The sequence below is a fragment of the Pseudomonas sp. ArH3a genome, assembly GCF_022648765.1.
Lineage (GTDB): Bacteria > Pseudomonadota > Gammaproteobacteria > Pseudomonadales > Pseudomonadaceae > Aquipseudomonas.
In genome coordinates, this window is sequence record NZ_CP080330.1 from 4,738,502 (window position 1) to 4,750,359 (window position 11,858).

The following is an 11,858-nucleotide window of genomic DNA, read 5'->3' on the forward strand; positions in this document are numbered from 1 at the left end:
CATTGTGGCGAGCGGGCTTGCCCTAATGCCGTTCAGTTAAGCGAACGCAATGCTCAGAGCAGCGAAGATTAAATGTGGGAGCCGCGGTGCGACGACTCGACTTGCCCGCGATGACGTCGGCCCAGCAAACATTGATGTTGACTGACCCACCGCTTTCGCGGGCAAGCCCGCTCCCACAGGGGAATGCGCTGGAGTGGCCGTCTCAAGGCTGATCGGGTTTAGTAGCGATGAGGTTGTAGCCCAAGCAAGGAACTTAACAATGGTTAACGTCACACAGGATTCAACCACCCCCTTCACCGTCGTCCCCGACGCCAGCACCGAAACCCTGATCACCAACAGCTACGAAACCTTCACCTGCGTCAGCACACTACTGCTCGACCTGTCCGAAGACCTGTGCGGCAAACACCGCGCCATCGCACTGGCTATCCACCCACTGAGCAAACTGGGCGTACTGCTCACGGCCAGACTTCTGAACCGCGAAGCGCCCTGCCCTGGCTGATTATCAGCCCTTCAACGCACCCGCCCAATTTTGCTTTTTGGAGGGTTGTGTGAGCGCCAGCGCGCTGATGGCGCTGCCTTCAATTAGCGCCAGGGTAGTGATCCACGTACTGAATGGTGAAGTCGGGGTAGTGATCGACGATCTGGATCTTGTAGTCCGGGTAGTGATCGACCATTTTCCATTTGCCGGCTGAGTCAGGGTAATGATCTACCCGCTGTACCTTGAGGTCAGGGTAGTGGTTAACAACCTTAACCTTGTAGTCGGGATAGTGATCGACGAACTGGATGTTGCCGTAAATTTTCGACACATCGACACCCGAAGCCGCCGAAGCGCAGAAGGTGCAGGTCAGCAGCAGTGACGCCAGAGCAACTTTAAACATGACAGCCTCATCCTGAGAAATCAAAGGTGCCCAGTCTAACGACCTGCGCGCAAATTGCGCCGCAAAACGCTCTATCTAGCTAATGCTCAACCCTTCAGCTCACCCGCCCGATTACTCGCCGCGTCGTCGTAAGCCACATACAGCGACTCAGCGATCTGGCTTTTGATGGCCTTGGTGGATTCCAGCCCCAGCACAAAACCTTCGGCTTTGCCGCCAGCGCGGTTGAGTTCTTCATGGGTGGAGGCGCCGGTGATGGCGTCGAGGAGCTTGGCCGCGTGAGGGCCTACGCCTTTGGGGAGGGAAATTTGGTCGATGGACATCAGCGATACCTTTGAGAAGAGAGGTCGGTAGTGCGTGGAACCACTACCGGGCCCCCATGGTAGACCGGTATGCACATCGACGGGCTGTTTTCAGCTCAACGCCTCAGTTGCTTATCAAACAGACAGCGCCACATCGACGGTTAAAAAGCCCTGCCCGCACAAGATGCAGGGCCAGGGCCAAAGTGGGTCAAGCGATTAGAAGGCGGGTAACATGCCCTTTCCTGCCTTGAGGGCGAAGATCAATTGCCCAAGGGTATCGAAACGTCTGGTTTTCAAATCATCCCAACGATCAATAAACAAACGCCCATCGACGTCAACTTGAATAGGCGTGGAGACAATTTCCCCCGTCCTGGCTCGGTGGAGCAGATTAGTGTGCGCCACAGAAGGCCGCTCAATCAGAAAGTCGCCGCTCTCCCTCAACCGTGAGCGCAACGACGTCGTCGAGGGGACGGCTGTCATGTTCAGTTCGGTTTTGAGTGCTTGAACCACGTCCTCCATCAACAAGTAACGTTGCTCGTTCAACCGTGGAAAGTTCTCAATATAGAACTGCCCCACATTGTCCATTTTTATCGGATGAGAAATGATTTCTCGGTTTTCGGAAAGACGCATCAGCGTGGCCTGGTTCACTGCAGGCCGTTCAATCAGGAAGTCGCCGATATTTTTCAGCCGTGCGCCTGGCTGGGTCTTAGTAGAGGCGGCGGTCAAACGCGTGTGTGCCTTGAGGGCCTCGTTCACGTGTTCAAACATGAAGAAACGTTGATCCTTCAACTGCGGCCAACGCTCAACAAAAAACTGGCCTTTATCGTCAATTTGAATGGGGGTGGAAACAATCTCTCCGTTGTCGGCACGGTGGAGCACATTGGCCTCGCCCAATGACGGCCGCTCGATCAGGAAGTCGTCAATATTTCTCAGCCACGTGCGATCCGTTTGGGCCGGGGGCAGCGGTGGAGAGCTGCCGGCAATCGCGACGTCTATCTTGAAGTCACTGCGCACGGCTACGCTGCCGGAGCTGCCTATCCCGCCTTCGAGGATTTCCCATCCGCCCCGGTGCAACGGGCGTGCGTTGCTGGGGGCGACATCGCGTACCGTCAAGCTGACCGCATCCTGCAATTGCGCGATACCCGGTACACCATGGACGCTATCGAGGTGGCCGCTGCCCATGAGCGCTACCCACTTATGGGGGCCCACTGCAGCCTGGTCAGCCTTGATCACCTCATTGGCGAAATAGCTGAAAACGTTATAGCGGCCGTGAACCGCCTCCATACCTCGGGTGTGATAACTGGCTGTGCAATCGAGTGCTCGGACGCGCACTCCGGCCTTGTTCGCGGCCTTGACCACATGGGTATACGTGTTGTCACCCCGATAACGGCCCATATGGCCAGCATCTTGTGCGCTCAGATAACGCTGCAGGTTTTTCGGCATTTTCGCCGTTTTATAAAAGGTGTCCAACTCGGCCTGATGCAGATCGGTCAGCAGGTGCTCCATGTACAGGGTTTTGACGCCCTGCGCTTTGAACCGCTGCATGTGTTTGATCAGGGCCTGTTTGCTCGATTGATGAGCGTGGCCTTCGCCGATGACAAGGCCCAACTTTTGTTTATACAGTTTCTCGATAAACGCCTCTTCAGTGGTCGCCGTGGCGAGGTCGGTGAAATCGGCGCGTACCGGTGGGGTGTAAGCGGCAAATGCGTCTCTGGCGGTTTTATCCAAGCGATTGCGAGTGCTCCTGAAAGCGCTGAACGCCAATACATCTGGGCTTTCGGCAGTGAAGCCATATCGGGTATCCAGGGCGTTTTGCGAGTAGACCATTTCGTCCAAGTTGGGTTTATGGATCGCGGGCAGATCAAACGCCGTGTAGTGGGACGGGGCAAGCGGCACCGGCACTGCCGTTGAGGGGCCGGCCGTCGGCACCGTTTGTGACGCTGCTGCCATTGTCAGCTTGTAGTCACCCCGGGCCAGCTGGGCGGCAGAACTATCGGGCAGGACGCCCACGGCCTGGCCCGGGGCAACGTCATCAACACGCAGGACGACGACATTTTGCAAGTCGCCCAGCCCCGGCAGTTCGTCGACACTCCCTACGCGGTTGTGATCGACCAGGGCGATCCAACCTTCATCGGCTTTTTGGGTCGCAAGGGCTTTGTGCGAATAAAAATTTCTGAGTTTGCCACTGCGCGGGATAAATCGTTGTGCATCAGAGAGCGCCAACACATGCTCCATATGATAGGAACTCGACGCGTCCACACCCTCGATGGCGACTTTGTGCTTGTGCGCTTCCAGCATCAGTTTGCGGAAGGTAAAGGGGGCATCTGCCTCCCAGCCTAGCGCCTTGTCGACCCGTGCCAGGTGGTCCTCGACGGTACTCAACGCGTGCGCAAGTTTGCCTTTGACTTCCCCGTTGATAATTCTAAGTTTGCTGCGAAAAACATCAGCCGGCAGGTTCTCGATGTACAAGCGTTTGAGCCCTTGCGCAGCCAATGCCTGAATGTCTTCGATCAGTAATTGCTTGCTGGCGACGCTGGCGTTGGCTGCGCCAATAATCAGCCCGTTCTTGAGGGAGAACAGGGCGGCAAGCACGCTGGAGGGGCTGGAATCTGGCGCCAGTACCGGCAAACCGGTGCGGGTCGGGCGTGCTGGCGGCGAGGCGTAGAATGCGTCTGCGTCCTGAACCAGCTGTTTCACTTGGTTGGGATAGCTGTCGCGTAGCGCCTGAAACGCCTCATAGGCCTCCACTCGTGCGCCTGTCGCAAGCACTTCGTCAGGATAGTCGACGAGGCTTTTGCGGAAATCCGGGTCGAGTGCCACTCTAAAATTTTTGCCTTGCACCGATGAAATCTCGTATTTGGCCAGGGGCTGCTCAGCGCCCTCCTGAAGGGCCTGATACTTCCTGCGCCCTCCTCCCACCTCCCCAAAACGTACCCAACGCCCCTCGGCATTTTGGTTGACCAGACGCGAGGTTGAATGCATTTGCCCGGTAAGCGAATCGTAGCGATACAGCAGATGACGACCGATGGAATCCGGTGTGCTCTTTACCCAGAACGCCTTGGCGTCAAAGAGCACGGGGTTCATATCCCCAGGAATGCGAGGGTCGGACGCCTTAAGCAGCGTGGCCAGTTTTGCCGCTTTAAGCGCCGGCCTGATCGACAATGCGTTAAACGGGCCTTTGAAGGCCGGGCGGACGTCGAACACCACCGCGCCGCCCAGGTTTGCCAGGTAGCCGATGAAGTGTTGCAGCGCGCCATCCTTGTCGCCCAGGTGGTAGGCGTTGATAGCAAGCATGGCGTCCTTGAACGCCAGCAGGCCACCCAGGCCCAGGCTCAAGGCAGGAAATGGGAGGGTGGCGATGGCCGTGACCAGCTCTACACACGTCCAGAGAACCCCCATGATCATGTCCGTGCGGTTGACCGTGGTGGCAACCACATCATCTATTTTGCGCTGCAAGACCATGTTGTACAGCTCGTGTCGCAGGTCTGCCAGGGGCGTGACAAGGGCTATCGGGTCATGACGTGCGGGGCTTGAGGTCGTGCGATCTATCGTCTCGGGCAACCCATCGCGGGCAGCCTTCAGAAAACTGCCGATCCGGGTCCTGGCTTTGACCGTCACTCGACCATGGAGATAGTCCGATACACCGTCGACTTTTTTCAGCCAGTAGTTGAACAGCTTAGCCTCACGCACGTCGATGCCATCGGGGGCGTTGGGGGTGTACAGCAGAACCGGGTTGTCCGCATGGCTGAACAGGTAATTGCCGATGACCCATTCGCCGTCAATCACCAGCCGATGGACCTTATAGGTATTGCGGGTCGCAACCGTGGTATCGCCAAGGCTGTCGATGGCGTGTTCCAGCCAAGTCAGGTCGACCCGGGCGATATGGCCGCGCAGGCAGCAGTCCAACGCCGCGTATTTCATCTGCAGTTGGTTAATCGCCAGGGTAGCGTTGCGCCGCTCGGTGTAACCGGGGCTGGTTGCGCTTTGCAACTTGTCGCGAACTTCTTCGGTATAACGCTGACCGATCCACACACCGGTCACCGCGCGGGAAACCTTTTGCGGAGTCAGGAGGCTAATGTCGAGCCCTTTCGGCCCGCTGAAGGTGGCCGAGGTCGAGAATTTAGGGTCAATGAAGCCGACGTTGTCCTTGTAGCCGTCTCTGTATAACTGGGTATAGGACATAGGCGCCGGCAGGCCGCCCACCAACGGCCAAGGCGCCGAAACGTACACGGTGTCCGGGTCAATATCATTCTCGCTACGCCCCAATAGCGTGTTCAGGCTGAGTTTGGCTTGCTCGTGCAGATAGGCGTTGAAGGTAATGAAGTTCGCTTCTGAATCCGGCCGGCTGTTATAGGCGAGCAAGGCACCCGCAGCATCCTCGCCAAGGCTGGTCAACCGGGTACGGTCTGGCGCCGAGGCAGAGCGGTACCACAGCGGGGTGCTGTATTCGTAGTCATCCAGCGCTGCGCTTTGCGAATGAACAACCATGGCCTCCAGGCAGACTGTATGGGTGCACAGAGGGCCGAATGTCACTTCCTCGTGTTCCTTCGCGTCGGGCTTGAAGCCCAGCCCGGCGAGGAACGTGCCCATCTTCGGGCGAAAACGCAGCGGGCATTGCGCAAGCAAGTAGTCGCTCATGGTCTGGCCGTTGTACCGGGTTTTGTCATCGGCCCAGTCGATGATATGGGTCTGGCATTCGCGCTCGCTCGTGAAGGCAAGGAACTGTTGCTCACGTGGCGAGCCGGGGGTGCACAACAGCAAGCGCTGGGGTTGGCCATCGGCATCCTCCTCACGCAATAACCACAGGTCTTTGAGTTGCGCGCCATGCAGCAGCACGGTCTGCGCACGCAAACGCGGGTTTGTGCCGGCTCGCAGGTCCTCGAACAACAGGTAGTTCGCCGGGTTCAAGTCGCCTCGTAACTTGGCGACATAAGCGAGCAACACCAGGCGTTGATCGAACAGGTGTAGGGCAGCCTGTTTGAATTCAGGTTTGCGCTGCATGGCTTTTTGCAGCGCCGCAAAGTCCAGGCGCGGTTGCAGGTCCGGTTCGCGAAGTATATCCAGCAGGCTTTGCGCATTCAGCTCGGCATGGCGGCCCTGCAGTGGTGCGCCCGCGTAGGTCAGGGCAGTGCTGGCCAGAAAGTCCGAGGCAGGCCGCTCATCACCGGTATGCAGCCCCGAATAGCTCAGCTGCGCCAGGTTGCGCTGCTGCTCGTAGATGCCGACGTAGGCAACGTTACGGCGGGTCGTGACTTGCAGGTTTTGCAGATCCAGGTCATGAATCTCCAGCTCCTCGTCCAGGTACTCGGTCAACTGATAAAGCGCCAAGGCCTGGGGCGAAGCGGCAGGCCCCAGCAGGTCGATAAAGGTATTTCGGGCCTGGTTGTAACCTTGTATGAAACCACTCAGGGTTTGCTGGCTGATCGCGTCAGCGCTGCGATACCAATCAGGCAGGCTGTTGTACAAGCTTCGTTCCAACAGTTGTTGCTGCCTGAATGCCAGGCGTAACGACAAATCCGGGAGCGCAGCCTTTACCGCGTTGTCCAGTGCCAATTTGAGCAGCGCTGCGTCGTGCAACGGGTTGTCGACCAGGCTCAAGGCCAGGTCGACGTCCTGGCGGCGCTTATCGAGCATCGCGTTGTAGGTATGTTCGAACAGTGGCTCGCCTTCAATGGGCAGCAATTGCAGGGGCCAAATACCCGCTACGTCCAGCGCTTGGTAACGCACCGGCAAATAGCGGCAAAACTCTGCGTGGCCCGCCGGCAGCCCCAGGCTCGCCTTGAGACACTGGTCGAGCTCTGCCAGAGAGTCGAAAGCCTCCAGGCCTCGGTTTGGGGTAAATAACAGGACCTGGCCAAGGTCCTCACCCGACGTCAGGTTATCCACCACAGGGCTGGATTTGCGCGTGAGCACAAAGGCCCCCGCAAATGTCACGATCGCGTCCTGGTAGCTGAAATTGAGCGAGTACATGCCGGGGCGAAAGGTCGGGCCCCGGGAGCAGTCTTCAATCATGCGTTGTTCGGTGGGAGACAGCAGATGGTCACGCACATCCAGCGTGGCCTGCTGTTCCAGCGCGCTGAGGCCGGCCGTGGAGGTCATGTAGCTCTTGCGGCCCAGACCGTCCACGGTGCTGGCTTCGTCAAGGCCTTGCAGGTGTGTGTTCAAATCGGTTTTGAGCGTGGCGAGCAGCGTCTGGCCGGCTGCCTGGGTGAGATCTGCCTGCGTCAATGCCTGGAACAAACTGCGTGACCGGTTCAACAGGACGTCGTTGGCGGTGATCAAGGTGGTGTTGAGCTTTTCCAACGCCAACAGTTCGGCTGGCAACTCCACGGGAAGCTTGGTTTGGGTACGCAACCCAGGGTCGATTTCAAGCAGGTGAGTGCGTATTTCTTGATGCGTTGGTACCGCTGCAAGCGTGTTAGGCGTGCTCATGGGCACTGTCCTCAGGGTGATGGAATGAGCCATCAGCTTGAGGCGGGCTTTGGAGGTCACGGCGGTAGATATTCAATCTGCCGGTTAAAACCAACCCGACAGGCGTGCCCTACCGCTCAGCACTGCGTATCAGCGATACAAAAAGCTCACCCTGCGGCATCTTGTGCAACGCAATACCCGCATTCTCAAACCACTCCTGCGCCACCACATCGCCGTTGCGATCCGTCGCAATGGTTGTATAAGGTGAAGCCGAGCCAGCTTCAGGGAAGTACGGCCCATCCTGATAAAACACGCTGTCAGGCTTGCCACACCCCCCGCACCGCAGCATCAGCAATACCCGCCACTCACCAGGAGCCCTGCAATGGATTTAAAGTTCAGCCACGTCGACGTCTTGGTCGAGAACCTCGAAGAGGTGTGCGCCTACTACGCAAAGATTCTCAACGCCAAAATTTCCAAAACCCAGGTCTGGGATCGCGGCGGCCTGCAGGTACGTTTTGCGATTGCACTGATGGGCCAGGAGCGTTTCATGCTGGTTCAGCCATTGACGGGCAACTTGCGCGAGCTGTTGGACGCACACGGCGAAGGGATGATCTACCGGCATTGCTACACCACACCGGACATCGAAACGGCCTACGCCGAATTGATCGCCACCGGGGTGCAACCGGAGGATGAAAACGGCAAGCCGTTGACCCTTGAGGACCTGCGGTCGCCGGATGGGAAACGCATCATCTGGTTGCCCAAGCGCTTCGGGCATTTCTCTATCGAGATTCTGGAGGAGAAGGCGTTGGAGGCGTTTATCGAAGACGCATTCGCCTGAAACGGCGTTGCATTGAGCGCCGACATGGGGATTACTGTAAGCCGCGGCCTGTTCCGAGATAGCCCGCCATGTTTGAACTCGCCTCCCTCCTCACCTACGTCGCCGTGGTGATCGGTCTGTTCCTGATCCCCGGCCCCTCGGTATTGCTGGTACTCACTCGCACGCTGCAAGGCGAGCGTAAGGTCGGCATCGCCACCGGGTTGGGGGGTGGCAACAGGCGACCTGATTCATACGCTGTGCGCGGCACTGGGTTTGTCGGCGATCTTGATGACCTCGGCGGCGGCGTTTAACGCAGTGAAGTGGGTGGGCGCGTCGTACCTGATTTATTTAGGCGTGCGGGCGTTTATGGCCAAAACCGGCACACACGCGCGGCTTGAACTGCCTGCGGTCACGCCACGCCAGGCGTTCTTCCAGGCTGCGTCGCTGGGAAGGTAAAATCATCGGCACGCTGTTTATGGGGCTGGGGCTGAAAGTGGCGTTTCAACAGCGATAGGACGGCACGATGAAGTTTCATGGTTTCGCACTCGGGCATATAGAAGTTGAGGTCGAGGGTCGGGCATGCGACCTGCACAATTTTTATGTTGCCCGCGCCATCCATTACGCCTTGGAAAAGCGCACGCTGTCACTGCGGTTTACGCGGCGAACCGAGGACTGGGTGCCGCCCGAAGAACCTCGGGAAATCACCGTCATGTTCCATGAAGTGAGTTACTTCTCGGCGACCGGGCGCCACGACAGCCCGCTCGAGGATGACACAGTGCTGCATGCGATCGGCATTGTGGCGCCCGATGCCGAGACGCAAGCGTTCTACCTCTCGGATACCTTTCCGGCAGACCATCATATTGTCGTGTGCTTCGCATCGGGCCTGACCTTACGGCTGCACGCCGTTGAGGCGCGGTGTGATATCCAGTGCTAAAGGAGTTTCACATCACCATGGAGATCAAAGACATCCAGCAGCGCCTGGCCCGACCTGCCCTCAAACTGATTGCCGGAGGTTTTCGCCCCTGCGGTGACGATGAAGAAAGCTGGCTTGGGAAGGTGTTTCTGTTCGCGCCTGACGAAGGGGTGCCGACCAACGACGCCGGGGAGCAGCTACTCCCCTATGCGCAGTTTTACTTGCCCGGCCTGCCCTTCCACTGCGCGGCGCTTGAAGGGGTTCGCGTACTGACGCTGTTTATGTCGGACCCATTTCCCGAGCACTTTGAGCCCATGGGAAACAACTGGCTGATCCGCGAATATAGCGCTGACGATGTGCTGGTGCGCAAGCCGCTACCGGTTGCGCACTCCTTCCTGAAACCCTTCCCATTGAAGGCGGAAGCTGTGCCGAAGGATTTTCCTTTGTGGGATGGCGGCGGCGTACCTGCTGATCTGGAGGATGAAATACTCAAGCTGGAACGAGCCGGCGAGATTCAAAGCTATTACGACTTGGTCACCCATACCTACGAACATAAAATCGGCGGCTACCCTTCGTTTTGCCAGTCGGGCGTCGACCCGGGCGCGGGCTTTGAGTTTGTGTTCCAGCTATCGTCTGACGCGAAAATAAACCTCAACGTCGTGGACAGCGGGAGCTTGATGTTCTGGAAGAACGTCGTCACTGGCGAATGGGCGCTTTACTATGACTTTTATTAAAAACACCCAAAAAACAGATGATTAAGCGCTAACTTATTGGAACCCCTTAATGCCTTCCCCAAAACGCGACATCGCCCGCCTCGAACGCCGCCTGGTCGCCACACTCACCGAAGCCTGTGAAACCGCCAAAGCCGAAATTCCAGGCTTCGACTGGCTGACCCACACCGTCGACTACGCCGCCTTCCCCCAAAGCCTGCGGGTGACCTGGGTGTTCGATACCCGCGCCAATCAGGACCACGCCCTGGCAACTGGCGCCGACCAACGCATGCGTGAGCTGACTGCGGCGGCGCTGCACGAGGCCGAGGTGACGGCGGTGAACATTGATCGCTGCGTGCGCTTCGACTCCGAGCAAGCATGCAGCGCCCAGCATGGCGGCGATTGGCGCCGACGCCTCGGTTGAGGGACGCGACGCTGTTCAACTGTGGGAGCTGGCTTGCTTTCGTGGCGAGCGGGCTTGCCGTGTTTTCCTAGAAGCCGCCCCCCATCTACTGGATAATGCCGCCTCGCCTTTCTCCGATAAGGACATCCCCCGTAATGAAGTTGCCCGCCCTCCTCCTGGCTGCTGCCGTGTTGCCGTCCCTCGCCCATGCCGACGACGCCGCCTTGACCGACACACTCAAGGCTTTCACACGCTGCGACGCGAGCTTCTTCTCCAGCCTCAACACGCACCGTGACGCCTGGCAGGCCTACGCTCCGCTCAAGCAGGAAAAGAACTTCACCTGGATCGCGGTCAAAAACCGCGCCGACCGCAAGGCCGACCAAGTGCCAGTCAGCGCGCCGCCCATTGCGGGTTTGAAGCTGTTGTCGTATGCCGATGAGGTCGCCGACCTCGGCCCGTTGGGGCGCTACTATTACTGGGGCTTCATTGTGGACGGCGGTGTCGATGAGGTTGCCCAGCGCCTCGCGCCGCTGTTGGAACAACCCGGGTCGCTGCAAAAAGGCGACAAGGAATACACGCGCAGCGAGCTCAAGGTCGGCAACGGCTGGCAGTCAATCAAACCCCAGCCGGGCAAGGCGCCGGGCACGCGGCAGGTGGAACGGGTGCTGATCGTGGAGCCGCAAGGCAAGCAAGGCACACAATCGCGTGTCAGCTGCTCGGTACAAGGCGGCGTGAATGCCGGGCTGCTGGCGCTGTTGCGTCCCGACATCGCGCCGGTCGACTACCCGCGCACCCAGATCGAAACCAACTTCAGCGATGTCGACGTGCCTGCCAACGTGCTCCAGCGCCTCGACTCGCCCCTGCTGCAACCGAAGTTCAAGACGCTGAACTACAGCTACCTGTCCAAAAAAGGCGATGGCAGCAAGGACGTTCCAACCTCAGTCACCTTCAAGGCCGAGGGTGGTTTGCTGGTGAAGAACGAGGCCTACGGCAATACCTTCAACGTTGATCGCCTGACGCAAGCCGACCTGATCCAGTTGAAGTCGAAGATGAATGGCGTAGGCGATGGTCGCGTGCTGCAAACCCGCGAAGTCGAGCTGAAGCTGCCGAACAGCTGGGCCCCTGGCCAAACGCTGAGCGCACGCATGAAGATGCTGAATGTGCCTGCCCAACCGACCGACAAACCCTACGAAACTTCGTTGACCTGCAAGGTCGGTGAGCGCATCCCGGCACGGCAGGTGTTTGCCGCCTTGACCGGCGACGCCATCAAGCTGGCGTGCGACCAGGGCGACTATAAAACCTCCCGCGTATTTATCGAAGACCTGGGCGTGGCGCTGACGCTGGAGTTGACCTCGAGCGAATCGCATTATGTGAATGAGATAACGGCATTAGAAGTGGTGCGCTAGTCGGTTAGCCAGCACTGCGTG

At 58.5% G+C, this 11,858-nt stretch carries 11 protein-coding genes and 1 pseudogene; 8 read left to right on the forward strand and 4 right to left on the reverse strand.

The genetic code is table 11. The features are described from left to right. Positions 1–259 precede the first annotated feature (259 nt). A complete protein-coding gene (locus tag K0P33_RS21665) occupies positions 260–499 on the forward strand; it encodes a DUF6124 family protein (RefSeq protein ID WP_242151299.1) in 240 nt (79 codons plus the stop codon). Positions 500–578: 79 nt separating this feature from the next. On the opposite strand, the gene K0P33_RS21670 is transcribed toward K0P33_RS21665, so the two are convergent. From K0P33_RS21670 to K0P33_RS21685, 4 genes and pseudogenes are all read right to left on the reverse strand, one after another. Next, positions 579–878, reverse strand: coding sequence for a hypothetical protein (locus tag K0P33_RS21670; protein WP_242151302.1), 300 nt, complete (start codon positions 876–878; stop codon positions 579–581). Positions 879–964: 86 nt separating this feature from the next. After that, the gene (locus K0P33_RS21675; protein ID WP_034136025.1) at positions 965–1,198 is read right to left on the reverse strand and encodes a hypothetical protein; all 234 of its coding nucleotides are present in this window, start codon (positions 1,196–1,198) and stop codon (positions 965–967) included. Positions 1,199–1,393: 195 nt separating this feature from the next. Continuing rightward, the gene (locus K0P33_RS21680) at positions 1,394–7,609 is read right to left on the reverse strand and encodes a membrane-targeted effector domain-containing toxin (protein ID WP_242151305.1); all 6,216 of its coding nucleotides are present in this window, start codon (positions 7,607–7,609) and stop codon (positions 1,394–1,396) included. 109 nt (positions 7,610–7,718) lie between these two features. Then, positions 7,719–7,959: pseudogene (locus K0P33_RS21685) on the reverse strand (hypothetical protein); the annotation flags it as partial. Between the two features lie 11 nt (positions 7,960–7,970). Between K0P33_RS21685 and K0P33_RS21690 the strand changes: the two are divergent. The 7 genes from K0P33_RS21690 to K0P33_RS21720 all read left to right on the forward strand — a co-directional run bounded on the left by K0P33_RS21690 (position 7,971) and on the right by K0P33_RS21720 (position 11,837). Then, on the forward strand, positions 7,971–8,426 hold the full coding sequence (locus K0P33_RS21690; protein WP_242151307.1) for a VOC family protein: 456 nt from the start codon (positions 7,971–7,973) through the stop codon (positions 8,424–8,426). Positions 8,427–8,494: 68 nt separating this feature from the next. Next, positions 8,495–8,716 (forward strand): hypothetical protein, encoded by a 222-nt coding sequence (locus tag K0P33_RS21695; RefSeq protein WP_242151310.1) that lies wholly within the window; start codon positions 8,495–8,497, stop codon positions 8,714–8,716. After that, positions 8,634–8,861, forward strand: a complete 228-nt coding sequence (locus tag K0P33_RS21700) for a LysE family transporter (protein ID WP_242151314.1) — start codon at positions 8,634–8,636, stop codon at positions 8,859–8,861. Before K0P33_RS21695 ends, K0P33_RS21700 begins: the two co-directional genes overlap by 83 nt. Before the next feature lie 67 nt (positions 8,862–8,928). Continuing rightward, positions 8,929–9,339: a hypothetical protein gene (locus K0P33_RS21705; protein WP_242151317.1), complete on the forward strand. Its 411-nt coding sequence runs from the start codon at positions 8,929–8,931 to the stop codon at positions 9,337–9,339. A 17-nt stretch (positions 9,340–9,356) separates the two neighbouring features. Continuing rightward, positions 9,357–10,052: a DUF1963 domain-containing protein gene (locus K0P33_RS21710; RefSeq protein ID WP_242151319.1), complete on the forward strand. Its 696-nt coding sequence runs from the start codon at positions 9,357–9,359 to the stop codon at positions 10,050–10,052. A gap of 49 nt (positions 10,053–10,101) precedes the next feature. Continuing rightward, entirely contained in the window at positions 10,102–10,452 is a 351-nt protein-coding gene (locus tag K0P33_RS21715) for a hypothetical protein (RefSeq protein ID WP_094952126.1), read from the forward strand. Between the two features lie 134 nt (positions 10,453–10,586). Then, positions 10,587–11,837, forward strand: a complete 1,251-nt coding sequence (locus K0P33_RS21720) for a hypothetical protein (protein WP_242151322.1) — start codon at positions 10,587–10,589, stop codon at positions 11,835–11,837. Positions 11,838–11,858: the final 21 nt, after the last annotated feature.

Coding starts and splice junctions, on each gene's coding strand:
- K0P33_RS21715 (WP_094952126.1), top strand. CDS start 10,102: ATGCCTTCCCCAAAACGCGACATCGCCCGCCTCGAACGCCGCCTGGTC.
- K0P33_RS21670 (WP_242151302.1), bottom strand. CDS start 878: ATGTTTAAAGTTGCTCTGGCGTCACTGCTGCTGACCTGCACCTTCTGC.
- K0P33_RS21705 (WP_242151317.1), top strand. CDS start 8,929: ATGAAGTTTCATGGTTTCGCACTCGGGCATATAGAAGTTGAGGTCGAG.
- K0P33_RS21720 (WP_242151322.1), top strand. CDS start 10,587: ATGAAGTTGCCCGCCCTCCTCCTGGCTGCTGCCGTGTTGCCGTCCCTC.
- K0P33_RS21695 (WP_242151310.1), top strand. CDS start 8,495: ATGTTTGAACTCGCCTCCCTCCTCACCTACGTCGCCGTGGTGATCGGT.
- K0P33_RS21665 (WP_242151299.1), top strand. CDS start 260: ATGGTTAACGTCACACAGGATTCAACCACCCCCTTCACCGTCGTCCCC.
- K0P33_RS21710 (WP_242151319.1), top strand. CDS start 9,357: ATGGAGATCAAAGACATCCAGCAGCGCCTGGCCCGACCTGCCCTCAAA.
- K0P33_RS21690 (WP_242151307.1), top strand. CDS start 7,971: ATGGATTTAAAGTTCAGCCACGTCGACGTCTTGGTCGAGAACCTCGAA.
- K0P33_RS21675 (WP_034136025.1), bottom strand. CDS start 1,198: ATGTCCATCGACCAAATTTCCCTCCCCAAAGGCGTAGGCCCTCACGCG.
- K0P33_RS21680 (WP_242151305.1), bottom strand. CDS start 7,609: ATGAGCACGCCTAACACGCTTGCAGCGGTACCAACGCATCAAGAAATA.